Below are 24,119 nucleotides of genomic sequence, written 5' to 3'. Positions count from 1 at the left end.
TGCAGCACGCACATTGAGTGGCATTGGGCGGCCTTGCGGCCGCCCCTTTTCTAAGTTCATGGAGGATCCGCTGTCGTTGGCGTGCCCGTCGAGCGTGACGCGTCACGTTAATGGTCGCCGCCACGCCCGGATTCAGGAGCGCCGCATGCGAAAACGGCAACGAGCGCTTCACGAATATTGCGATGATCAAAGACGCAACAGGCTGCGCTGAAGGCCCCGCGTAGCGCCATTCCCGACACAGAGCTCCAGCTTTTACCAACTCCGCTCTAGGAAAAGTCTCAAAAATCGAACGTTTTCGATGCTCGACGCGACAGCAGCGCCAGAATGGGCGCCACGCCACTCGGCGCTGACAACACTGCTGCGCATGAACGGATTCCCTGCACCGCGCCGGCTTCGCCTGGCGCTGCTCGATGACCATGACGTCGTCCGCCGCGGCACGGCCTTTCACCTCGGCAACGACAGCCGCTTCGAGATCGTCGCCAGCCACAGTGACAGCCAGGCCTTCGTGCTGGCCCTGCAGCAGTGCCGCGCGGATGTGGCGATCATCGACATCACCCTGGCGCCGGGTGATATCAGCGGCGCCGACCTCGTCCAGCATCTTCGACAGGCGCTGCCGCGGGTAACGCTGCTTGGCTTCGCCGGGCAGAATTCGGTTGCGATCATCAACCACCTGCTGGATGCGGGAATCAGCGGCTTTGTCGGCAAATCCGAGCCTTTGGCTGAACTCTCCGACGCGGTTGTGCGCGTCTCGCAAGGACTTTGCCGGATACCGCCCTCGTGCAAGTTGCTGACGCCCTGCGATTCCCTGAGCCGGAATGAGCGCGAGGTCATTCGATTGGTTCTGGACGGGCTGACCGTCTCCGAGATTGCCCTGCACCGGCACCGCAGCGTCAAGACCGTCAGCACGCAGAAGATTGCCGCCCTGCGCAAGCTGGGGCTGCGCAACGACGCGGAGATCTTCGCCATGCGGCAGCAGCTGGAGGCCCTGTGACCGCGCTGTTGAAGCGCGCCCGCAAATCCCTTCTGCTGGCGTTGCTCACACTGCTTCCCTGCACGTCCGCCGGCGACATCCAGCACGGAGAATGGGCGGCTGGGCGCGAGGTCCGGGTGGCTGCAGGGCCCACGCTGCACCCTGCCCCCGAAGATGCTGCCAACACGGAAGTGCTGCAGACGCTGGCGCATGGCTATGCTGCGCTCGTTGCCCGCCATTCCGGCCTGGCCTTCGTTGAAGTCCCCTTCCCCAGCACCCTGGCAGCGATGAGTGCCGTCTGCGAGGGACGGGCTGATCTGGTGCTGGTGCAGGGTGCTGGCGACGGGGCGCACCTGCCCTGCCCCAGCCTGGCGCCATCGCGCAGCTTTCATGGCGGCGCGAGCGTGCTCGCCGGGCGCATCGGTGAGCGCTTGCCGCGGCGAGTTGCCGATGCCGGCACGCTGCGGATCGCTGCCGTTGACGGAGGCCCCTATCCGGCGTGGCTGGCCGAGCACTATCCCGCAGTGCCCGTGCTGCCCCAGCCGAGCATGCGTGCGGCATTGGCTGCGGTGGATGCTGGCATTGCCGACGCAGCGATCGGCCTTGAATCCACCGCGCGTGCGATGACGCGGCGCTACTTTTCCCACAGCCTGCGCCTGCAAGTGCTCGACGCCAGTTTCCCGACCCAGCTGCACCTGCTTGCCAGGCGCGAAGACCAGGAACTGCTTGAGCACATCGAGGCAGCACTGGATGACATCACCATCGAAGAACATGCCCAGCTCCTGCAGCGCTGGGCCCAGCAGGCGTTGCCAACCACGCTCGGCCACAAGGCCCGCGAAGGTTTCGATGGTGCCACGCTCTGGCTATTGCCAGCCGCTGCCCTGCTGCTGACGCTTCCATTGCTGGCTGTGCGCAGATTGCGCCAGCAGCAGGGCCGTGATCGGAAGCACGCACAGATGACAGGCATGATCAGCCATGAGGTACGCAATTCCGCCCAGGCCGTCATGGCGTCAATCGACCTGTTGGGGCAAGCGCCACTGCCGGCCAGCCAGCGCGAACTGGTGGCCGCCGCTGCAAATGCGGGCCACGCGCTGCGCGGATTGCTCAATCGCACACTGGATTTCTCCCGCCTGGCCAGCGGCACTTTCCGGCCAAAGCGAGAGCCCTGCGACGTTCCCGCACTCTGCACGCAGGCACTGCAGGCCATCGCGCCCCAGGCGAAGAAGAAGGCACTGACCCTGCAGCTCTGCGTGCCGCAGAAGCCGTTCCCGCCGCTGGCGACAGACCCGGACTGCCTGCGGCAACTGCTCGACAACCTGCTCGGCAATGCCGTCAAGTTCACTGATGTAGGCGGCATTGAGCTGCGCCTGCAGCTGGATGCGCCAGCAAAGCCCGCAGCACTGCTGATGGAAGTCATCGACAGCGGCATCGGCATCACGCCAGCGCAGATGGCTGGACTGTTCGAGCCCTTCCAGCAGGCCGATGCGGGCAAGCAGCGCGGTGGCAGCGGGCTAGGCCTGTCCATCTGTCGCACGCTGGCCGAAGCCATGGGCGGCACTCTGGATGTTCATAGCGTGCATGGACGTGGCAGCCGCTTCATTCTGCATCTGCCCGTGCAACCGGCGCAGGATGATGCGCAGGCCGCTTCAACAGCGCCCCCCCTGCCCCGGCTGGACGGCTTGCGCATCCTGCTGGTCGAGGACCACGCGCTGAACCGACAGGTCATTGCAGCCCAGCTGCGGTGCTGGGGCGCGACGGTGCAGGAGGCTGCCAACGCCGACGATGCATTGGCACTGCAGAAGGAGGTGCCCTGCCCGCTGGTGATGCTGGATATCGGCCTGCCGGGAATGGATGGCTATGCGTTGGCCCGGCAATTGCGATTGCATGAGGCAGAAGGAGCGCCTCGTGCCCGGCTGCTTGCGCTTTCCGCCTTCAGCGGCGGCGACCATGCACTGCGCTGCCAGGCGGCCGGCATCGATGCAGTGCTGGTCAAGCCGCTGCAGATCGATGCGCTGCTGCAGGCGCTCGATCAGCCTGTGGCCGCCAGTATCAACGAGGGCATTGCCCAGGAACTGGTGGCCGCCTACGAAGAAGATATCGATCATGAACTGCAATGCCTGCATGAAGCGATCGGTCATTGCGATGCCGTGCGGTTGCGCCATCACGCGCATCGACTGCAGGGAGCGCTGCAGATCCTCGGCGCGGGCGGCACGGCGGCACTTGCCGGTGAACTCTGGGAGTTGGGTGACTGCGTGCCACCCAGGTGGGACGATGCGCGCCAGGTGCTGGCCGAGATGCAACGCTGGCGCGGCTCCCGGGGTGCGGGAACCGCGCCGGCCGCCTGAAATCAGGCGGCGTTGCGGCCCGCCTGGCGGCGGGTCAGGTCGTTGAAGCGACCCAGCGACATCAGGTGCTGGTGGATCAGCGCCAGCCAGCCGTTGCGGTGCCATTCGACGACGGTCGCGTCCGGAAGCGCGATGAACTTCTCCACGTCGACCACGAAGAAGCCGTTGAGGTTGAACTCGCGACCATCGGGCAAGCGCACGGTGGCGTTGCGCTCGACCAGCAGGCCGTTGTCGACCAGCGCCTTGGAGAACGCCTGGGTCTGTTCGTGTTCGCGGGTGAACTGGCCGCAGAACTCGAGTGCCTGCTGCACCATGTCGGTAGCCTTGCCATCGACGAACAGCGGCTGGCCTTCTTCGCCACCACGGACAACGCGCGGGCTGTCTTCATCGATGCCGAGCAGGAAGTCATTGTCCGCGCCGGTGTCGATGAAGATGAAGGGATGGCGGCGCAGGTAGGCCGGGATGTAGGTCTCGTCGTCCCACAGGCCATCGGTGATGAACAGGTTGTCGGTGGTCACACCCACGGCGGCCATCGGCACCGCGCTCGGGCCTGCGAACAGGATCGGGAAGTGGTGCAGCGCCAGCGAGAATTCGCCCAGCACCAGCGGGATCGAGTTGCTGCTGGCAGCGAATTCGAGCTTGCCCGGCAGGATGCGCAGATCGGCGTGCAGGTCTGCCTGCAGCGGCACCGGACGGGTGTAGAACAAGGGCGCGCTGCTCGGCGCAGCTTCGGTGGTGGTGTCGCTGGTGGTGGTCATCGTGGAAACCATGTCGATCATGCGCGCCTGCCATCCCGGGCGCGCCAGCGGGAACAACCTGAATCCCGCATTATCAACAAGGCAGGTGACAACGGCCACCCCGCGGCCGACTTATTTCAGCTGCAACGGGTAACGCTGCCACAGAACGTGGACCAGGAAGCCGGCCAGTTCGGTGTCGCGCGCACTGACCGCCGCGCGGATCTTGTCCAGCAGGACCATGTCGCTGCAATGCCGCACATCAGCGTGATTGGCCTGCCCTGCGCGCCGCGCCCGATAGCGCGCGGCCCGCTGCGCGTCGCTCATTGCGTACCCGAACTTGGGCGGCCGACCGCGTTTGCGCGGCAGGGTCAGCTCCAGGGTTCCGGGATCATTGTCATCACGCATGGGCAGGGTGCGGGCGGCGGCAAGCAACGGGGGGTGCGCAATTTATCGTGAGGCATCACTTTAATCCAGCTTTTTCTGCAGTTTTGTTGCAATGCAGTGCAAGTGCGTGGCGCACGGAGGGCACCCATCCACGCATGGCGTGGATCTACTTCCTTGGGTAGATCCACGCCATGCGTGGATGAGCCCCCGCCAATACGCAAAAAAGGGAGCCCGCGAACGGGCTCCCCTGCTCCTTCCTTACGACGCACGCACCGGCTCGTAGCCATGCAGATGCGATTCGCTGCTGGCCCGTCCCTGGCTCAGCGAACGCAGCGAGGTCGTGTAACCGACCAGCTGCGCCAGCGGCGCGAAACCGCTGACTTCGGCGCGACCGTCCTGGTCGTCGATGCGGGCCACGCGGCCATGGCGACGATTCAGATCGCCCACCACGTCACCCACCGAGGCGGACGGGGAATGCACCGTCACCGCCATCACCGGTTCCAGCAACTGCGTGCCGCTGGCCGCCAGCGCGGCCTTGATGCCCTCGCTGCCTGCCCGGTGGAACGCCATCTCCGACGAATCCTTCGCGTGGGTCTGGCCATCCACCAGGCTGACCTCGATGCCGACCACCGGATGGCCCTGGGGGCCTTCCGACAGCGCGGCACGAACGCCCTTCTCCACCGCAGCGATGAAGTTGCGCGGCACCACGCCACCAACGATGCGGTCATTGAACACAACCTCGCCGTCGTCGCGCGGCGCCACATCCAGCACCACGTGTGCAAACTGGCCCTGGCCACCGGTCTGCTTGACCAATCGGCCAACCACACCTTCAACGGCACGCTGCGGCGTCTCCTGGTAAGCCACGCGTGGCGCGCCAATGCCGATGTCCAGCTTCCATTCGCTGCGCAGGCGCTCGACCATCACTTCCAGGTGCAGCTCGCCCATGCCCCAGGCCAGGGTTTCACCGGTGTCGCGATCGGTTTCCACCCGGAACGAGGGATCTTCCTGGGCCAGGCTGGCCAGACCTTGCGCCAAACGGATCAGATCAGCCGCACGCGCCGGCTCCAACCGCCATGCCAGCACCGGGGCCTGCGCCTGGATGCTCTCCAGACGCAACGGCTGCCCTCGCCCGCTCAGCGTTTCACCGCTGACCGCATCCTTCCAGCCCAGCACCGCAACGATGTCGCCGGCCACGGCCTGCCCGATGTCCTGGGTCTGGTCGGCCTGCACGCGCACCAGCCGGCTGATGCGGCGCCCTTGCGGGTGCTGCGAGCTGGCCACGTTGTCGCCCACCTTCAAGGTGCCCGAGTACAGCCGCACGAAGCTCAAGGCGCCGTGCTGCTGGTGGGTGATCTTGAACAGCAGGCCCGCCAACGGGCCGTCCGGGTCCGGCGGCAGCAGGACGTCGCCGCCCTCGCTTTCAGCGGTAACGGCAGGACGATCCAACGGCGACGGCAGGTAATCGACCACTGCATCCAGCAGCGTTTCGATGCCCTTGTCCTTGAACGCGGCACCGGCCAGCACCGGCACGCCGGCACCCGCCAACGTCGCGCGGCGGATCGCTGCGCGCAGCATCGCCGCGTCGATGTCACGGCCTTCCAGCCACGCCGTTGCCAGCACATCGTCATGGTCGGCCACGGCCTCGACCAGCGCATTGCGCTGCGGCTGCCACTGCGCGCGCTCGGCGTCGCTCCAGGCCGTCACCGTCGCCGCGCCACCGTCCTGCCAGTGCAGCACGCGGCCATCGACCAGGTCGACCCAGCCATGGAAGTCACCTTCGCTGCCCAGCGGCATACCCAGCGCCCACGGTCGCGCCCGCAGCTTGTCCTGCAGCTGTTCCAGCACGCGCTCGAACGAGGCGCCGATGCGATCCATCTTGTTGACGAACGCAATCAACGGCACGCCATGCCGGCGAGCCTGGCGCCACACGGTTTCCGACTGCGGCTGCACGCCGTCCACGGCCGAGAACACGGCCACGGCACCGTCGAGCACGCGCAGCGAACGCTCGACTTCGATGGCGAAGTCGATGTGGCCGGGGGTGTCGATCAGGGTCAGCTGATGCAGCGGCAGATCGCGCGGCGCCCATTGCGCGTGCACGGCGGCGGCGCCGATGGTGATGCCACGCTCGCGCTCGATCGCCGAGAAGTCGGTGGTCGCGTTGCCGTCGTGCACTTCGCCGACGCGGTGGATCTCGCCGGTCTTCCACAGAAGGCGTTCGGTAAGGGTGGTTTTGCCAGCGTCGATGTGGGCAATGATGCCGAGGTTGCGAAGACGCGACAGAGTCTGGGTATTGGTGTTCATGAGATGGGTTCCTGCTGGGCCAACTTCGGGGGCCGCACACCCCGGTTGGCTACAGGGTGTGCGGCTGACGTTCGGTCTCGGCGATCTGGTGCATGGCACGTTCTCCTTGCGGTGGAGCGGGTTGAGGGATGGAAGGCGGAAACGAAAAGAGCGCCCCGGAGGGCGCTCTGTGGATGGTCCAGCGAAGGCCGCGATCAGCGGCCTCGTGGGGCTCCAGGCAGACACGCCCGTTCCGCGCTTGCGCGGGTCAGGGTGAAAAACTTCAGGAGCGGCATCCGGTTCATGCGGCGCATTCTAGACCTGTGAATCTGGCGCGCAAGTGAATATTGCGCACATGAATAGAACGATGAGGCGCAATGAGGCGGCGACCTCTCAAAAGTGATCACTCGCAGCCGTTGATACGCCGCGCCTCACCCACCGTCGCGGCGTGATCCCCCGTCACCGACACCCAGTCCTTCAGCGGGAAGGCGGCGTTGATCTCGCCGCGACGGGGCGTGTCGTGGATCGTTACTTCGGTCCAGCTGCCCACCGCACCCAGCTCACGCAGGCGGGCCGCCTGGTCGTCTTCGGTACTGAAGGTGTCACCCGGCTTCGACGGCTTTGCATTGTTCACCGTGGCGGTCTTCAGTGCGCGCACGCGCAGCGCACCATTGGGCATGCGCTGACTGATCACGTCGTAGCGTTCAACGCCATAGGCCCACGACCGCTCGGCCTGGCGGCGCACTTCACTGCCGTCATCGGCAACTTCGATCTTGCCATCCACCAGTCCACCCACGGCGGCGATGCCGCCGTAGCCCGCCATCATTGCTTCGTAGCCGATCATCTGCCGCTTCTCCAGCGGCAGTTCACTGGCCGCAGGCTTCATGCCCGGCAGCTTCAGATACGCCGACTTCTTGCAGAGCAGCAGCACGCTTTGATTGCCCCAGGCCATCAGCATCGCGCCACCGGTGTAGTAGTGCGTGGTGAACAGATCGGAGGCGGCGCCGGCACCCTTCGCATGACGGATTTCGACCGAGGTCGCCTGGTCAGCCACTTTGTCCAGCACAACCGTGCGGATGGGAGCGGCGTGCGCCGTGCATGATGCAGCAATGATCGAAGCCAGCAGTGTCGCGCGCGGGAGGATGTATTTCATGGGGGTCATTCCGTTGAGAAAAACGAACCGCCAATGATACTTCTCCCCGCTCTGCGCGGCTTTACCGCATCAGGTCACCACCACCAACGGCACACCGCGGCGCGGATGCTGCAGCACCACCACGTCCTGCTGGTAGACGCGCCGCAGGTTGGCTTCAGTCAGCACCTCCGAAGGCGTGCCGTCAGCGGCCACCCTGCCCTGCTCCAGCAGCACGATGCGATCGGAGTAGCCGGCCGCCAGGTTGAGGTCATGCAGCACCACGATCACGCACGCGCCCGCTTCGGCACAGACACGCACGCTGCGCAGGGTGCGCTCCTGGTGGCGCAGATCCAGCGCAGCCGTGGGTTCATCCAGCAACAGCAACGGCGTGTCCTGCGCCAGCACGCGGGCGAAGGTGGTCCGCGCCGATTCACCGCCCGACAGCTGCTGCACTTCGCGCAGTCGCAGTGCCTGCAGTTCGGCAGCATCGATAGCGCTTTCCACCTGCGCATCGTCCACCTGCGGATCCGGCGGATGCGGCAGGCGCCCCATCGCCACGACTTCTTCCACGCTGAAGGCGAAGCGCACGCCGTGCTCCTGCGGCATCACCGCACGTTCGCGTGCCAGCGGCCCGGCCTTGTAGTCCCGCAGCGGGCGCCCGTGCAGATGCACGTCGCCACCGTCGGCGCGCAGATCGCCGGCCGCCACACCGAGCAGGGTGGACTTGCCGGCGCCATTGGGCCCCACCAGCGCCGTCACCGTGCCGGGCTGGAATGCGAGGGTGATGCCATGCAGGATCTCGCGCTGCTGGCGGCGCACCACCACGTCGCGCAATTGCAGAAAAGCGCTCATGCGGCTGCCTTGCGACGCTGCTGCAGCACCAGCCACAGGAAGAACGGCGCGCCCAGCGCGGCAGAGAACAGGCCCAGCGGAATCTCGGCAGGCGGGTCCAATGTGCGTGCAGCAGTGTCGGCCACCACGATCAGCAGCGCACCCAGCAGGCCTGACAACGGCAGCAGCCAGCGATGGCCGGGGCCAACCAGCAAGCGTGCCACGTGCGGCACCACCAACCCTACGAAGCTGATCGAACCGGCAAATGCCACGGCAGAGCCAACCAACAGTGCACTGAACGCCACCAGCAGGCGCCGTGTACGTGCCACATCCAGCCCCAGGTGCTGCGCCTGGCGCTCGCCCAGCGCCAGCATGTCCAGCGGCGTGGCCAGGCGCTGCAGCGCGAACGCACCGATGGCAAACAGCGGCAGCACCGCCACCACATCAGCCCAGTTCGCCCGCGCCAACGAGCCCATCTGCCAGAACACCAGCGATTGCAGCTCGCTTTCGTTGGCGATGTAGGTGAGGAAACCGATCAGGGCCGAGCAGAAGGCGGCCATCGCAATGCCCACCAGCAACAACGTGGCATTGCCGCTACCCTTGCCCGGCCGGGCCAACGCGTAGGTCAGCCCGATCGCGGCGGCACCGCCGCCGAACGCCGCCACCGGCACCAGCCAGCCGGCTGCACCCGCGGCACCGAGCACGATCGCCGCCACCGCGCCCAGCGCAGCACCCTGGCTGACACCGACGATGCCCGGATCGGCCAGCGGATTGCCGAACAGCCCCTGCAGGCTGGCGCCGGCCATCGCCAGCGCCGCGCCCACCATGGCCCCCAGCAGCGCACGCGGAATGCGCAGCTGCCACACCACGGCCAGGTCACGACTGCTGACCGATTGCGGATCGAGCAGGCCCAACTTCACCGCCAGCGCCTGCATCACTTCCAGTGGCGGCAGCCGCAGCGGGCCCACGGCGAACGACGCCAGCACCGCACCCAGAAGCGCGACCAGCGCAATCAACAACATCGCCCGCCCGCGACGGCGGCGTCGATCCACAGGACTCATGCCTTCGGCAGCGCCGCCAGCGCCTTGGCTAGGGCCAACGCGCCCGCACCGGAACCGATGCTGGCGTACTTCAGCTGCGCATCCGGCATCACCCAGACCCGGTTGGCCTGTCCGGCCGGGGTCTGCTTCAGCGTCGGGTAGGCCTTCCACAGGCCCTCGGCACCGCCGAACAACTGCAGGTCATGCTCGGTCACCAGGATCACCTCCGGTGCCGCCGCGACCACGCCTTCGTTGCTCAGCTGCGAATAGTTGGCCACGCCGGCCTCGGTGCCGATGTTGATGCCGCCGGCCAGCGCGATCAGCTTGGCCGACGCGCTGTCGGCACCGGCCACGGTCGGCGCACCGCCTGCGCCCGTCGCCGACACATGGATCACCCGCGGCGCATGCCCCAGGCCCTTGCCGACAGCAGCAGCCTCATCCAGCTGACGCTGCACCTGGGTGGCCAGGGTCTGCCCTGCATCGGCCACGCCAAGCACGGCGGCAATCTTGCGCACCTTGTCCGGTGCCGGCTGCAGGTCATCGATCACTACCGCAGGCTCGCCCACTTCGCGCAGCTTCTTTGCCAGTTCGGTGTGGCGACGCAGGCTGTTGCCGATGAACAGCGAGCCCTGCAGGCTCAGCACGCCCTCCACACCGGTGGTGCGGTTGAACAGGAACTGGTGCGGCGCGGCCAGGCCTGCCTGAGTCGTGGTGTTGGTCGGCGCAGCGAACACCTGCTTGCCCAGTCCCAGCGCCTCGATCACCGCGATGATGTCGTCACCGCCGGCAATGATCCGGCTGGTGTCATCCACTTCCACACCGGCACCATCGTCGGACTGGACCTTGGTCGGCAACACCGCCTGCTGCCCCGGCAGGGTCGGCACGTCATTGCCCGCCACCCGCTGCCAGCCTGCGGGAAGTGCCCCGGCCTCGGCGGTAGCGGCAGCCGGCGCTGCTGTGTCGGGGTTGCCCGAAGACGGCGGTGCCTTGTCGCCGCAGGCGGCCAGCACCAGTGAAACGGCAAGCGGGAGCGCGCACAGGCGCAGGCGGGAAGCGATGTTCATGCAGGTTCTCCTTGCTGGCAGGGCGACGGGGTGCCGCCCTGCCCTGTGGCTTACGGCTGGCGCAGGCTGATGCGGGTGATGCGATCACCCTTCGGATCCTCAGCGCCACGCGACTTGTTCACGGCGAAGACATTGCCCTTGCCATCGGCGCGGACGTGATTGGGGAAGGTGCCGCCATCGAGGTTGCCGACCACCTTGCCATCACGATCAACCGCGGTGACCGTGCCTGCGCCGCGATTGGTGACATAGGCTAGGCCGCTCTTCGCATCGAAGGCCACGTTCAGTGCACCGGCGCCGACCGGCACGTCGTGCATGACCTTGCCGCTGGCCACGTCGACGATCAGCAGGTTGTCAGTGCCCTGCGAGGCCACGTAGAGGCGGTTGCGCTGGGCATCGAAGGCCACGCCCGAGGCGCTGATCGAATTGCCCAGGTCGATGACCTTGTCGACCTTGCCGCTGGCCACATCGATCACCGCCGCTTCCGGCGTACCGATGCTGACCGTGAACAGCTTGCCGCTGGGCTCATCCAGCACCAGGCTCATCGGCACGAACTTCTCGTCGTCCACGCCTGAGGCCAGGGTGATCGGCTCCAGCGCCTTCAGCGTCTTCGCATCGAATACCGACAGATGGTCTTCGCCAGTGGCCGAGGCGAACACCTTGCCGTGCGTGCTGTCGACCACGACGTCGCGAGCGTGCGGTACGGTGCCGACCGGGAACTGATGCACCAGCGACAGATCCGCCTGGCGATAGACGGCCACGGTGTCCTGGCGAGTGTTGCTGACCCACACGTTGCCATTGGCATCATCCACACCGACGCCATACACCGCGAACACTGCGCCGTTGGTGCTGCCCGGCACCTGTGCCGGGGTGATGGCCTTGGTCACCTTCAGCGACTTCGGGTCCAGCTTCAGCAGCTGCGACTGGGTGACCGGCGGGCGGCCGACGGCCGAGGTCACGAACACTGCGTTGCTGGCGGCGCTGTAGGCCGACTGGTACAGGCCCGGCACCAGCTTGTTGGACTGGGTGGCGAACTGCGCCTGGCCCGACAGCGGCAACTGCGGCGACACACGCAGCTTCAGCACGGCTGCGGCGGCCGGCTGGCTGGCGCGCACCACCACCGGGTGGGTGCCCGGCACCGCGTCGGCCGGAATGGCCAGCTGGGTCTTGAAGTTGCCATCGGCATCGACCACCACCGGCTGGCTGTTGAGCACGGTATCGCCGCGCAGCAGGCTGACCTGCTGGCCCGGTACGAAGCCGCGGCCGGTGACATCGGCGGTGCTGCCGGGAACCACGTTCTCACCGCGTGAGACAACCTGACCCTTGAAGGTGGCACTGGCCGGCTGGTCGAACACCGGCTGTGCGGTGGCGGTCACTGCCAGCAGCAGGCCGGCGGCCAGGGAAGTGAGGCGGAAAGACGGACGGAACGACATGAAAGGCTCCTTGCACACGTAGGCCGCGCCTCGTGGCGCGGGATTCATCGGTTGCCTTGGCCGCTGCACGTCGACAGTCCGCCTGGGTAGTGGGGTCGCACGGCACTGCCGTGCGAGGGATTCATTCGGCGGCGTTGTCACCACCGGTTGGCTGGCCGTCACCGGCGCTGCGGTCAGTCACGCCATACAGCTCATGCAGGGCCGCGTGGAAGGATGCGGGCAGCATCGGGCCGTGGCCGAGGCCGGGGAACTCGCGGTACTGCACGCTCAGCCCCGGCACGTTGCCCAGGCGTTCGGACAGCTGCATTGCCGCATCCGGGGTGGCGCCACCAATGCGGCGCAGATGCGCGACCACGCGCGGATTGCTCATGTCGCGCTTGCCGCGGTCGCCGACGCGCTCGGCACCGCCGAGCATCAGCCACACCTTCGCGGGCTGACCGTGTGCGTTCTGCACGAACTGCTGCTCGGCATCACCCAGCGGCGCGCCCTGGCTCCACCACAACGACGGGCTGGCGCTGAGGTAGTACTGGAAGGCGGCCGGACGGGTGTACAGGCTGCTGAGCACGAACAGGCCGCCCAGCGAGTGACCCCACAGCGCCTGCTGCTGGTGATCGATATTCGCGCGGCGCTCGACTTCGGGCTTGATGCGGCGCTCGATCATGTCGAGGAACGCCGCTGCGCCGCCGCCAACGGCCTGGGTCTTGCCGCTTTCATCATCGGCGCGATCGATCCACGCGGTGTAGTCGCGGGTGCGCGCGGCCGAATCGATGCGCAGGTCGTTGTCGTAGCCGATCAGCACCAGCACCGGCGGCGCCTTGCGTGCGGCCAGCTCGGCCAGCAACGGCTGGTCCAGCACCATTGCCACGGCGTTGCCGTCCAGCGCGTACAGCACCGGCGCTGGGGTCTTCGAGGCCTTGGCCGGGATCGCGACATTCACCCGCCAGCGGCGTTGCTGGTCGGGGCTGTCGATCACGAAACGCTCGAAGCGGTAGCTGACCGCCGGCTCATCGAGCACGGTCTGGCCCATCTTCTGCAGCGGATTGCGTTGCTGCGCGTATGCGTACGGGGTAGCCAGGAGCAGGCCCATCATCAAGGCGGCCAGGCCGGATACCAGCGGGCCACGGCGCGGTGGCAGGACGGAAGACTTCATCAGTGACGGCGAAAGCGGCACACGGCCACCGGTTCACAAGGGACCGCAGTCTACCTTAAACGCGAATGATTATCACATCGATCAAACGTCACACTGTGTATCACGCGCGCGCCAGCGCTTGCGCCGGAAGTCCGTGTTCATCTACTTTTCCCGCCATCGGGGCGCAGGAATCGCCCCGCCTCCGCGGGTGCCTGCCTGGCCCCCATCAGCTCCACAACCCCCATGGGATCGGATCCCATGATTGTGAGAACACCTTGAAGCACAAAGTACTGATCGCACTTGCCGTTGGCCTCCTCGCTCCGCTGGCCGGCCACGCCGCGCCAAGCCTTGCCGGGCTGTATTCGGCCTATGAAGAGGCTGGCTATTCCTCTCTCGGGCTGGAAGAGCTCAACCAGACCGTGCAGTTCACGGCGGTGAGTCTGGGCGCTTCCAGCAACCTGCAGGGCGAGCCGGTCCTTGAGGCGGGCGACGAAGATGGCCAAGTATTGGCCCGCCTGACCGCTTCCGATGACGAGCAGAACGCCAAGCTCGCAGCGATGGAGGAAGGCGTCTCCTTCACCGCCAGCTGCACGCTGCAGTTCAGCTCGGGATCGGATTACCTGGCGTTGGGCGACTGCGTTCTGCAGTAATCGGTCCGGCACCGCTGACAGCAGCGCGGAAACGACGAAGCCGGCTCAAAGCCGGCTTCGTTGCATGAGGCGACGTTGGCGACCTCAGGGGCCAGTAGGCACAGGGCCGTACGGGTTGTCCTGCGGCGTGCCTGGCAGCAGCGCAAAGATCAGGATCACCAGGCCACCACCCGGCACCAGGGCCAGCAGATACAGCCAGCCGGACTGGCCGCAGTCATGCAGGCGGCGCACAGTCACTGCGATAAGCGGCACGATCGTGGCCAGCCAGAGCAAACCCACCAGCGCCAGTGCCCCGATCGTGATTCCGGCCATCCAGCTGGAATCGGCGTCCAGGACGAGGCCAGCCACAAGCGCCACCGTCAGCGCGATCAAGCCCACCGCAGTTCCCGCCAGCAACAGAAACAGCTGGAACATCCAGTACTCGCGGCGATTGGCGCGACCCTCGAACTGGGCATAGCGCTTCAACGGCAGAATCATTTCCTGCACGGCATCGTTCCTTGAAAAACAGGGCCGCGCAGTCTGCCAAATGCTGGTGGGCGGGGCAATGAGAAACCTTGCATGAAGCGAAGCGGGCTACGCGCCCTTGGCCGCCCGCGCCGCCTCGCGCTCGGCACGCAGCCGGTCCAGCTTTTCCTTCAGCTTGATTTCCAGCCCGCGCGGCACCGGGTTGTAGTACACCCGCTCGCCCATCGCATCGGGGAAACCGGTCTGATCCAGCGCGATGCCACCCTCGGCGTCGTGGTCGTACTGGTACTCGGCGCCGTAGCCCAGCTCCTTCATCAGCTTGGTCGGCGCATTGCGCAGGTGCAGTGGCACTTCTTCGGTACCGCTGTCGCGCACATCGGCCTTGGCTTGGTTGAAGGCGGCATAGCCGGCATTCGACTTGGCGGTGCTGGCCAGGTACAGCACCAGCTGGGCGAAGGCGAGCTCGCCCTCCGGGCTGCCCAGCCGCTCGTAGATGTCCCACGCTTCCAGCGCCATGCTCTGTGCGCGCGGGTCGGCCAGGCCAATGTCTTCGATGGCCATGCGGGTCAGCCGGCGTGCCAGATACGACGGATCACAGCCGCCGTCGAGCATGCGCGTGAGCCAGTACAGCGCGGCATCGGGATTGGAGCTGCGCACGGATTTGTGCAGCGCCGAGATCTGGTCGTAGAACTGCTCGCCGCCCTTGTCGAAGCGGCGGGTACGGTCAGCCAGCACCTGGGTGAGGGTCTGCGGGGTGATGCGACCGCCCTCCCCGCCCGCCAGTTCGGCGGCGATTTCCAGCAGGGTCAGCGCACGACGCACGTCACCATCGGCCGCAGTGGCGATCTCCAGCAGCAGCTCCGGCGCAACCTCGATATGTTCCTCGCCGAGGCCACGCTCACGATCGCCCAACGCACGTTCCAGTGCTTCAACGATGTCGGTCGGCGAGACGCCTTCCAGCACGTGCACGCGGCAACGCGAAAGCAGCGCCGAGTTCAACTCGAACGACGGGTTCTCGGTGGTGGCGCCAACGAACAGGATGGTGCCGCGCTCGATATGCGGCAGGAACGCATCCTGCTGCGCCTTGTTGAAGCGATGCACTTCGTCGACGAACAGCACGGTACGACGGCCTTCGGCGAAGCGCTGCGCCGCCTCGGCCAGCACCTGGCGCACCTCCGGCAGGCCGGACAGCACTGCGGAAATGGCACGGAATTCGGCGTCGGAGTATTCAGCCAGCAGCAACGCCAGCGTGGTCTTGCCGCAGCCCGGCGGCCCCCACAGGATCATCGAATGCACGCGCCCGGATTCAACCGCGCGGCGCAGCGCGCTCTCCGGCGCGAGCAGACGCTTCTGCCCGACCATTTCGTCCAGGGTGCGGGGGCGCATGCGCTCGGCCAGCGGGCGCATGTGTTCCCGATCGACACTCAGCAGATCGGGTCCGGGGAATGAAGTGGAGCGATGTCTTGGCACGTGCTCATTGTACCGCGAGAGCGTGCCAACCAAGGTTGGCACCTACCTGGGGCGGTAGTGCCGGGCCCTGCGAGGCGGATCAGGATCGGTAGTGCCGGCCGCTGGCCGGCAGATCAAAAGCGTGTCAACCAAGGTTGACACCCACCAAGGGCGAAGGTTGACACCCACCAGAGCAGGTAGCGCCGGGCCATGCCCGGCGGCCACGATCAATTGCCGATGACGTCGGTGCCGGCCGGCGGGGTGAAGCGGAAGGTGTTGGCGGCGAAGCTGGGGTTGCGCTTCCAGCCACTGAAGCTGATCACGGTGCGCTGGCCCACGGCATCGGTGATCTCCATCTTCGCCAGGCCCTGCGCATTGAAGCCCAGCGCGGCGTACTGGAAGCTGGCTTCGGTATCACGCTTCGGCGACAGCGACAGCCACTGCAGGCCATCGCGCTGTGCGGCCTCTTCACTTACGTCGTACTGCTGCTCCAGCAGCGCCGGGTTGATCAGCGCGGTCAGCGGACTGTTCTGCTCTTCCTTGCCCTGCTCGCGCACGGTCGCCTGTTCCAGGTCCGGCTCGAACATCCAGACCTTCTTGCCGTCAGCCACGATCAGCTGCTCATGCGGGCGCACGTACTCCCAGCGGAACAGGCGCGGTGCCGACAAGGCGACGCGGCCGCTGGTGGATTCCTTGACCTTGCCGCGGCTGTCGAACACCTGCTGGCTGAACTGCCCATCCAGGCCCTTCAGGCCGGTGGTGAAGGTCTTCAGGTCATCACGGGCGCCGGCCCAGGCGCTGCCGGCGGCGGCGCAGGCCACGGCCAGGGTGGTGGTGGCAAGGAAACGACGGAGGCGAAGGTTCATGCAGGAATCCTGTGGGCGCGCGGCCAGGAAAGTTGGGTGCCAGTGTGCCCGGCAAAAGATGAATGGGCGATCAGGACGCCATTATGACGCCCTGATCGCTGATCGGCGATTCAGCCGCCAGCGCCCGGCAGCTTGCCGTACAGCACCTGGCCACGAAAGCCCCGGCGCACCTCGCGGAACAGCGCACGGAACGCGGCATAGTCCTGCGGCTGGCACAGCGCCTCCGCGCCGCGCACCGCGTTCTGCTGCAGGCGGTGGTGCACGGTCACTTCCTGGCCCTGCCGGCTCCAGTCGACCCGATACTCGCCGGCCGCATTGGCAAACCGCTGGCTGCCGGGAATCGCGATGATCGGGGCATTGGCCGGGAACTGCAGGCGATAGGTTTCCTCGCGCAGGCTGGCATTGCAGTAGAACGGCGTCTCGTTGTCCGGTGCCGAGGCACTGGCATACAGCCCACGCACCGATTCGCCACCCGGCGGATCGGGTACGGCCATGCCGCCGGCCACGTCGAAGTCCACGTAGTCCTCGGCCTGGAACGCCATGCGATAACCGAACGGCCGGGTCAGGTCGACCGGTACACCCTGCAGCTGCAGCTGGCCACGGCCATCGAAACCGGACGCGGCCATGATCGATTCTTCAGCGCGCGCCCGGTTCTGCGCATTGAGCTGGGCGAACTGTGCGCGCATGCCGATCTCGGCGTTGTCGCTCAGCTGCGGCACCGTCTCGCCACGCAGATTGCCCTGTGCGTCGAAGGTAAAGCGTACGTCCATCACCGTCGCGTTGCGCTGCGGATCATTGGCCGGCGTGCGTGCCAGGGTGGCATCGCGGGTGTGCAGCACCGGCGCGCCAAGATCACCATCGGGCAGCTGGCCGAAGCGCGCCCAGGCACTGGTCGAGTCCAGATACAGATCGAACTCGGGCACATAGGTGATGGCGTGGTTGAAGCGACCCAGCAGCGGAATCTTCGGCAGCGTTGGGCCGCCACCCGCACCGATCAGCACCGGCGAACTGGTGATGCCCTTGGCCGCCAGCAGCGCCTCAAGAATCGTTACGTGGTCCTTGCAGTCGCCGTAGTGGTTGTCGAGGATGCTCTGCGCACTGTTCGGCTCCAGGCCGCCATTGCCCAGGTACACCGCCACGTAGCGGATGTTCTGCGCGACCCAGCGGTACAGCGCATCGGCCTGCGCGCGGCGGTCACTGATGCCGGCAGTCACTTCGTCGGCCAGCGCCCGGATCTCCGGCGTGACCTGCGCGGCCGGACCGGCCTTCAGTTGATAGGCGCGACCCATCTGCGCCCAGTCGCGGTAGGTGCTGGCCATGATGTTCGGCCCGAACTCCCACACCGCCGCCGACCAGTTCTGCGCCTGCATCGGCTCGCGGCGCTGGTAGCGCCAGCGCCACGTCGCCTGGCCGTTCTTCACCACCGGGCGATCGCTGCCCTGCACGCCGCGGCTGTCCACGTGCATGGGCAGGTTGGCCGGCGCGCTCAGGGTCACTTCGGCATCGTCGTACTGGGTGAACACATTGAAGGTTTCCCACAGGCCGAAGTAGCCCGGGAAGTACGGCGTCAGCTGGGTGCGCCGCACCTGGTAGAACAGCCGCGTGCCCGGCGCCAGGTTGGGGAACACGATCACCCGCACCTTGCGGTCGGCATACATCGCCGCCGAGGCGCTGGAATAGCTCTCCTGGGTGTAGATCCGGTCGGCCGGCACCTCGCGGCGCTGGCCGTCGGCGGTCAGCGTGTAGGCGTTGACCACGTCCAGCGTTTCCATCTTCTCGCTGTAGCTCAACCGCACCTGGCTGAACTGCTCCACCGCGGCCTTGGTCTTGAGCAGGATTTCGTAGGTTTCGGTCTGTACGTTGCCGGCATCGGCACGCACCTGGTAGTCGGCGCGGTAGCGGACGAAGCTGAAGTTGTTGCTGGCCTCGGCATCGCTGCCGGTGGACGGCGGCGCGACCGCGGGTACGGCTGTCGCGGCGGCATCGGCCAGCGCCGGGCCGGCTGCCAGCAGGCAGGCCAGCGCCAGCGCGCAGGAAACGGGTTGAAGCATGCGTCGGTTCCTTGGACGTCGGGAATGCGGCAGGGTTACTTCGGCGGCGGCGGTGCCAGCACCGTGCGGTCGCCGTTGTGCTCGGGCGAACTGACCACACCGGCCGCTTCCATGGCCTCGATCAGTCGCGCTGCGCGGTTGTAGCCGATCTTCAGGCGACGCTGCACCCCGGAAATCGATGCGCGACGGGTCTCGGTGACCACGCGCAGCGCTTCGTCGTAAAGCGGGTCGGACTCATCGCCGCCACCGGAACTGGTCTCCGGCAGGCCGGTCGCACCGACCACCACGCCATCGCCCATCGTCTGCACTTCGTCCAGCACGCCGTCGACATAGTCGGCCGGCCCCATTGCCTTGAGGTGCTCGACCACGCGATGCACTTCTTCATCGGACACGAAGGCGCCGTGCACACGCTCGGGCATCGCCGTGCCGGGCGGCAGGTAAAGCATGTCGCCGTGACCGAGCAGCGTCTCGGCGCCGGACTGGTCGAGGATGGTGCGTGAATCGATCTTCGAGCTGACCTGGAAGGCGATGCGGGTAGGAATGTTGGCCTTGATCAGGCCGGTGATGACATCCACCGACGGGCGCTGGGTGGCCAGGATCAGGTGGATGCCGGCCGCACGCGCCTTCTGCGCGAGGCGCGCGATCAGCTCTTCGACCTTCTTGCCGACGATCATCATCATGTCGGCGAATTCGTCGATGAAGATGACGATGAACGGCAGCGTCTCCAGCGGCCGCGGCGCCTCGCCCAGCTCCGGGTTCGGCTTGAACAGCGGGTCCATCATCGGCTGCCCAGCGTCCTGCGCGTCCTTCACCTTCTTGTTGAAGCCGGCCAGGTTGCGCACGCCCACCGCGCTCATCAGCTTGTAGCGGCGCTCCATCTCGGCCACGCACCAGCGCAGGCCGTTGGCAGCCTCCTTCATGTCGGTGACCACCGGCGCCAGCAGGTGCGGGATGCCCTGGTAGACGCTCAGTTCGAGCATCTTCGGGTCGATCATCAGCATACGCAGATCTTTCGGCGACGCCTTGAACAGCAGGCTCAGCACCATCGCGTTGACCGCCACCGACTTGCCCGAGCCGGTGGTACCGGCCACCAGCAGGTGCGGCATGCGCGCCAGGTCGGCCACGGTCGAGCGGCCGGCGATGTCCTTGCCCAGCGCGAGGGTCAGCGAACTGGCCGACTTGTCGTACTCCTTCGAGCGCAGCAACTCGGACAGGTAGATCATCTCGCGGGTGACGTTGGGGATTTCCAGGCCGATCACCGACTTGCCCGGGATCACATCGACCACACGCACCGACTTGACCGACAGGCCGCGGGCGATGTCCTTGTCCAGCGAACTGATCTGGCTGACCTTGATGCCCGGCGCCGGCTCGATCTCGAAGCGGGTGATGACCGGGCCGGGGTTGGCGCCGACCACCTGGGCATCGATGCGGAAGTCCTTGAGCTTGAACTCGATCTGCCGCGACAGCGCGTCGAGGGTGTCCTTGTCATAGCCCACCGGCTGCGGCTTGGGATCATCCAGCAGGGCCAGCGGCGGCAGGTCCGAGCCGTCGCCATTGACGCCGCGGAACATCGGGATCTGGTTGTCGCGCTTGGCCCGGTCGCTCTTTTCGATCACCGGCTCGGGGCGCGGCTCGATCTTCACCGGCTCACGCTTGGCACGCACTTCGGCATCGGCCTTGCGCACTTCCTGGCGCTCCTCGCGCATCACGCGGGTCTGCTGCCACTCGGTGGCCTGCTCCTTCTTGCGCTCCAGCAACGGTGCCAGCGACATCACGCCGCGACCGATCTTCTCCATCACCACGAACCAGGACAGGCCTGTCGCCAGGGTGATCGAGGCCAGCAGCAGCACCAGCACGAACAGGTTCGCCCCGAGCGCGCCAAAGCCGACGCTGAGCGAATTGCCGACCAGCTTGCCAAGGATGCCGCCGGCATGGGACACGTCGCCACTGAACAGGCGCACGTGCAGGAAGCCAGTGCCGGCAATCAGGAAGCCGACCAGCCCGACCAGCCGCAACGCGGGGTCCAGATCGTTCTCGCCCTTGCTCTCGCGCTTGAGGCCGAACATCGCGATCCAGGCCAGCGCGCCCAGCACCACCGGCAGCAGGAAGGCGATGTAGCCGAACAGCTGCAGCAGCACGTCGGCGATCCACGCGCCCGCGCGGCCGCCCATGTTGTGTACCGGCGCGACCACGCTGCCGGTGTGCGACCAGCCCGGGTCCGTCGCTGAATAGGTGAAAAGGCTTGCAGCCAGATACAGCAGCGCCGGCGCGATGGCGATCAGACCCAGGTCGCGCCACAGGCGCTGACGGCGTGGATTGTCGGTCGTGGCCGCTGCCGCCGTGCGACGCGATGCCTTTTTGTCGTCGGACTTGGAGCGTTCGGGGACCTGCTTCGCCACCTTAGACCATACCTTTGGAATGCGCTGTTAGTGTTTGATAATAAACGAGACGGCGTCAGTTTTCAGTTATCCGTTGCCGCACAAGCGGGGACAGGGCCGGAAACCGCCCGTGGATGGCGCTGTTCTGTTCATCGGCTTGAATCGCCCTGCCCCAGCCGCCACTCTATGACCAGCCAAGGATGCTGTGCAAACATCGCCGCGCCTTGTCCCATCTACCTTTTCGCGAGTCTACATGAGCACCAGCCTGCCCTCCCGCCACCAGCGTCTTGTCATCCTCGGTTCCGGCCCGGCCGGTTGGACCGCTGCCGTCTACGCTGCCCGCGCCAACCTGAAGCCGGTCGTCATCACCGGCCTGCAGCAGGGTGGCCAGCTGATGACCACCACCGAAGTGGACAACTGGCCGGGTGACGCCCATGGCCTGATGGGCCCGGACCTGATGGCGCGCATGCAGGCCCACGCCGAGCGCTTCGAGACCGAGGTCATCTTTGACCACATCCACACCGCGGACCTGTCGCAGCGCCCGTTCAAGCTGATCGGCGACAGCCACGAGTACACCTGTGACGCCCTGATCATCTCCACCGGCGCGACCGCCAAGTACCTGGGCATTCCGACCGAAGACGAGTTCAAGGGTCGCGGCGTGTCCGCCTGCGCCACCTGCGACGGCTTCTTCTACCGTGACCAGGATGTGGTCGTGGTCGGCGGCGGCAACACCGCCGTGGAAGAAGCGCTGTACCTGTCCAACATCGCCCGCAAGGTCTACCTGGTCCACCGCCGCGACACCCTGAAGGCGGAAAAGATCATGCAGGACAAGCTGTTCGCCAAGGTGGAAGCCGGCAAGATCGAAACCGTCTGGCACCACCAGGTGGAGGAAGTGCTGGGCAACGAGGCCGGCGTGACCGGCGTGCGCGTGAAGTCGACCCTGGACGGCAGCACCCGCGACATCGATGCGCACGGCTTCTTCGTGGCCATCGGCCACCACCCGAACACCCAGCTGTTCGACGGCCAGCTGACCATGAACAACGGCTACCTGGAAATCCGTTCGGGCCTGGGCGGCAACGCCACCCAGACCTCGGTGGAAGGCGTATTCGCCGCCGGCGACGTGGCCGACCAGCACTACCGCCAGGCGATCACGTCGGCCGGTTTCGGCTGCATGGCCGCACTGGATGCAGAGCGTTACCTGGATGCACAGGGCAAGGCCAGCTGAGGCCAAGGCCCTGCACGTGTAGAGTCGAGCCAAGCTCGACTCAACAGAACGGGCGCGAAAGCGCCCGTTTCTCTATCCGGCCGTCGCAGCCTCAACCCCAGTTGAAACGGCAGGACGTGCGACCGCACCTCCCGGCCTGCGCGTGCACTGCACCCAATGGCGCACCGGCGGAGATCTCACGCCATCATCGTCCACCACTTGGGTGTCCCAGAAGATGGGCGCGCTTCCGGCGTTCTCGCAACGCAGCGTGATCTGGCTGGGCTTTGCATCCAAGGCTTCGATGTGCACCCGCCCATCAGTACAGGTCCAGCCCGGCGGGCAACCGACGTTCGTGGTGACCAGTTCGATCGGATATTGGGGATAGCCTTCGAATACAACGTCCACCTGTTGCGAGTCACCTTGGGAAAGATTGATGCCGGGGATGGGCTCAGCCTTGAGAGGGAGGCAGCCCTTGCCTTCGCGGAAGAGCCGGTAGCCCTTCTCGACGCCTTTCATGGAGGCTGTACGGAAGACGGAATCCTGGAGGGCTGCGGCGTCTGCGGGATTTGTATGGAAGCCCATTTCCACAATTATCGACGGCATTTCCGACAGACGATTCTCTCCTTTGTCTACCTGGAACGGCTCCCCACCCACGGAGAACTCGCCATACCCCTCGGCGCTCTGTATCAGTTCTTTCATGTAACAAAGGATGCTACGCCCCAGCAGAAGATCGTCCGGCCGACCGGGCTGAACGACAGCACGGGCCCCTGAAGCAGCAGTATCGTCAGCGCCGTTTGTATGAAGGTGCAATGCCACGCCTGCACCGACGTGATTTGCCATGAGCGGACGACTGTTGATGTCCTCGTCGTAGTCTCTAGTGGGATAGATTCGATCCCCCTTTGAGTTCCAGATTTTCGGATTCTCCGGGAACCTCTCCTTGACTGAATATCGCGCAGCCATCTGCCACCACGGCTGCATGGCTTCTGGGTGCTGAATCTCGGTGAGGAGCGATCGAGGCCGCGTCGTCACTACGCCGGATCCGCGCCGAGCAAGCCACTTTTGTAGCTCATCGGCGTACTGCGGCGTAATGAAATCCTCCTGAACTCCGTGATATTGATCACGCTGTAGCGCCCACCTTCTCCAGCCGTGATGGTAGTAGTACCCATGGGAGGCCGATACAAAGGCGTGGCCACCCTGAGATCTTCGTTCGCGCGCCCTCTGGGCATCCTCCGCCTCCCGCCTCACTTCCGGGAAGTACGCCTCTATCTCGCGGCCTTGGTAGCGGAATGTGATTTCCTTTACCTGCGCAGCCTTCTGGGCAACGTGCGTCAACCCATGACGGAAAGCATCATGCTGATCTTCAAAGCTGGCGCCATAGTCATCCGGTAGCATTCCGGGACCGAAATGGACTTGAATCGCCCCCGCATTGAAGTCGAAAATCACCTGCACACGGATGTCCTTCGACTGACCCTCAAGGCGCCCCATTCGATCCAAAATCTCCTGTGCCCTGACGGTCAGGATCGCATCAAGCTGTGCGTCGCTGTGCTGAACGTTGGCCGCTGACGAGCCAGTATCCGCCATTGATTGAAAGGGGGCAAAAAGCGATGCGATTACAAAGCAAGTGCCCGGCGAGCAGCGAAGCAGTCGGGTCAGTGTCATGTGTTTGTCCTCTGGTTCGAGTCTTTGCAGCCGATGCGCTGCTTCATCAACGTGA

19 protein-coding genes are annotated in these 24,119 nt (G+C 66.0%); 4 read left to right on the top strand and 15 right to left on the bottom strand.

What is annotated here, in order from left to right:
- The first annotated feature begins 298 nt into the window (after window positions 1–298).
- Together HFK18_RS16365 and HFK18_RS16360 are read left to right on the top strand one after the other, a co-directional pair.
- Window positions 299–991: a response regulator transcription factor gene (locus HFK18_RS16365; protein ID WP_306669843.1), complete on the top strand. Its 693-nt coding sequence runs from the start codon at window positions 299–301 to the stop codon at window positions 989–991.
- Window positions 988–3,315: an ATP-binding protein gene (locus HFK18_RS16360; RefSeq protein WP_343202969.1), complete on the top strand. Its 2,328-nt coding sequence runs from the start codon at window positions 988–990 to the stop codon at window positions 3,313–3,315. Before HFK18_RS16365 ends, HFK18_RS16360 begins: the two co-directional genes overlap by 4 nt.
- Before the next feature lie 2 nt (window positions 3,316–3,317).
- Here the strand turns inward: HFK18_RS16360 and HFK18_RS16355 are convergent, their stop codons facing one another.
- From HFK18_RS16355 to HFK18_RS16315, 9 genes are all read right to left on the bottom strand, one after another.
- Window positions 3,318–4,073 (bottom strand): SapC family protein, encoded by a 756-nt coding sequence (locus HFK18_RS16355; protein ID WP_100554115.1) that lies wholly within the window; start codon window positions 4,071–4,073, stop codon window positions 3,318–3,320.
- Between the two features lie 111 nt (window positions 4,074–4,184).
- Window positions 4,185–4,457 (bottom strand): hypothetical protein, encoded by a 273-nt coding sequence (locus tag HFK18_RS16350; RefSeq protein WP_025877210.1) that lies wholly within the window; start codon window positions 4,455–4,457, stop codon window positions 4,185–4,187.
- Between the two features lie 237 nt (window positions 4,458–4,694).
- On the bottom strand, window positions 4,695–6,737 hold the full coding sequence (gene fusA / locus HFK18_RS16345) for an elongation factor G (RefSeq protein ID WP_180167036.1): 2,043 nt from the start codon (window positions 6,735–6,737) through the stop codon (window positions 4,695–4,697).
- A 382-nt stretch (window positions 6,738–7,119) separates the two neighbouring features.
- Window positions 7,120–7,869, bottom strand: coding sequence for a hypothetical protein (locus HFK18_RS16340; RefSeq protein ID WP_257216271.1), 750 nt, complete (start codon window positions 7,867–7,869; stop codon window positions 7,120–7,122).
- Window positions 7,870–7,938: 69 nt separating this feature from the next.
- Entirely contained in the window at window positions 7,939–8,700 is a 762-nt protein-coding gene (locus tag HFK18_RS16335; RefSeq protein ID WP_180167034.1) for a heme ABC transporter ATP-binding protein, read from the bottom strand.
- Entirely contained in the window at window positions 8,697–9,740 is a 1,044-nt protein-coding gene (locus HFK18_RS16330; protein ID WP_180167033.1) for an iron ABC transporter permease, read from the bottom strand. The genes HFK18_RS16335 and HFK18_RS16330 overlap by 4 nt, the downstream gene beginning before the upstream one ends.
- The gene (locus HFK18_RS16325) at window positions 9,737–10,783 is read right to left on the bottom strand and encodes an ABC transporter substrate-binding protein (protein WP_180167032.1); all 1,047 of its coding nucleotides are present in this window, start codon (window positions 10,781–10,783) and stop codon (window positions 9,737–9,739) included. The genes HFK18_RS16330 and HFK18_RS16325 overlap by 4 nt, the downstream gene beginning before the upstream one ends.
- A 50-nt stretch (window positions 10,784–10,833) precedes the next feature.
- Window positions 10,834–12,213 carry an ATP-binding protein gene (locus HFK18_RS16320; RefSeq protein ID WP_180167031.1) on the bottom strand — a complete coding sequence of 460 codons (1,380 nt, stop codon included), beginning with the start codon at window positions 12,211–12,213 and terminating at the stop codon, window positions 10,834–10,836.
- 121 nt (window positions 12,214–12,334) lie between these two features.
- Window positions 12,335–13,363, bottom strand: coding sequence for an alpha/beta hydrolase-fold protein (locus HFK18_RS16315; protein ID WP_180167030.1), 1,029 nt, complete (start codon window positions 13,361–13,363; stop codon window positions 12,335–12,337).
- 254 nt (window positions 13,364–13,617) lie between these two features.
- Here HFK18_RS16315 and HFK18_RS16310 point away from each other — a divergent pair, with 254 nt between their 5' ends.
- On the top strand, window positions 13,618–13,992 hold the full coding sequence (locus tag HFK18_RS16310) for a hypothetical protein (RefSeq protein ID WP_180167029.1): 375 nt from the start codon (window positions 13,618–13,620) through the stop codon (window positions 13,990–13,992).
- 84 nt (window positions 13,993–14,076) lie between these two features.
- Here the strand turns inward: HFK18_RS16310 and HFK18_RS16305 are convergent, their stop codons facing one another.
- From HFK18_RS16305 to HFK18_RS16285, 5 genes are all read right to left on the bottom strand, one after another.
- On the bottom strand, window positions 14,077–14,478 hold the full coding sequence (locus HFK18_RS16305) for a DUF805 domain-containing protein (protein ID WP_180167028.1): 402 nt from the start codon (window positions 14,476–14,478) through the stop codon (window positions 14,077–14,079).
- An 87-nt stretch (window positions 14,479–14,565) separates the two neighbouring features.
- Complete coding sequence (locus HFK18_RS16300) at window positions 14,566–15,864, bottom strand: replication-associated recombination protein A (protein ID WP_223880159.1); 1,299 nt, start codon at window positions 15,862–15,864, stop codon at window positions 14,566–14,568.
- Between the two features lie 269 nt (window positions 15,865–16,133).
- Entirely contained in the window at window positions 16,134–16,772 is a 639-nt protein-coding gene (gene lolA / locus HFK18_RS16295; protein ID WP_100552505.1) for an outer membrane lipoprotein chaperone LolA, read from the bottom strand.
- Window positions 16,773–16,882: 110 nt separating this feature from the next.
- Window positions 16,883–18,823 carry a DUF3857 domain-containing protein gene (locus HFK18_RS16290; protein ID WP_180167027.1) on the bottom strand — a complete coding sequence of 647 codons (1,941 nt, stop codon included), beginning with the start codon at window positions 18,821–18,823 and terminating at the stop codon, window positions 16,883–16,885.
- 35 nt (window positions 18,824–18,858) lie between these two features.
- Window positions 18,859–21,222 (bottom strand): DNA translocase FtsK, encoded by a 2,364-nt coding sequence (locus HFK18_RS16285; RefSeq protein ID WP_180167026.1) that lies wholly within the window; start codon window positions 21,220–21,222, stop codon window positions 18,859–18,861.
- A gap of 232 nt (window positions 21,223–21,454) precedes the next feature.
- Here HFK18_RS16285 and trxB point away from each other — a divergent pair, with 232 nt between their 5' ends.
- Window positions 21,455–22,426 carry a thioredoxin-disulfide reductase gene (gene trxB, locus HFK18_RS16280; RefSeq protein WP_025877237.1) on the top strand — a complete coding sequence of 324 codons (972 nt, stop codon included), beginning with the start codon at window positions 21,455–21,457 and terminating at the stop codon, window positions 22,424–22,426.
- Window positions 22,427–22,498: 72 nt separating this feature from the next.
- Here trxB and HFK18_RS16275 read toward each other — a convergent pair whose 3' ends face one another.
- A complete protein-coding gene (locus HFK18_RS16275) occupies window positions 22,499–24,064 on the bottom strand; it encodes an N-acetylmuramoyl-L-alanine amidase (protein ID WP_180167025.1) in 1,566 nt (521 codons plus the stop codon).
- Window positions 24,065–24,119 lie beyond the last annotated feature (55 nt).

This window comes from Stenotrophomonas sp. SbOxS2, from assembly GCF_013416715.1.
Lineage (GTDB): Bacteria > Pseudomonadota > Gammaproteobacteria > Xanthomonadales > Xanthomonadaceae > Stenotrophomonas > Stenotrophomonas lactitubi.
The sequence above is the reverse complement of the archived record's forward strand: the minus strand, read 5'-3'. Positions and strand labels throughout refer to the sequence as shown.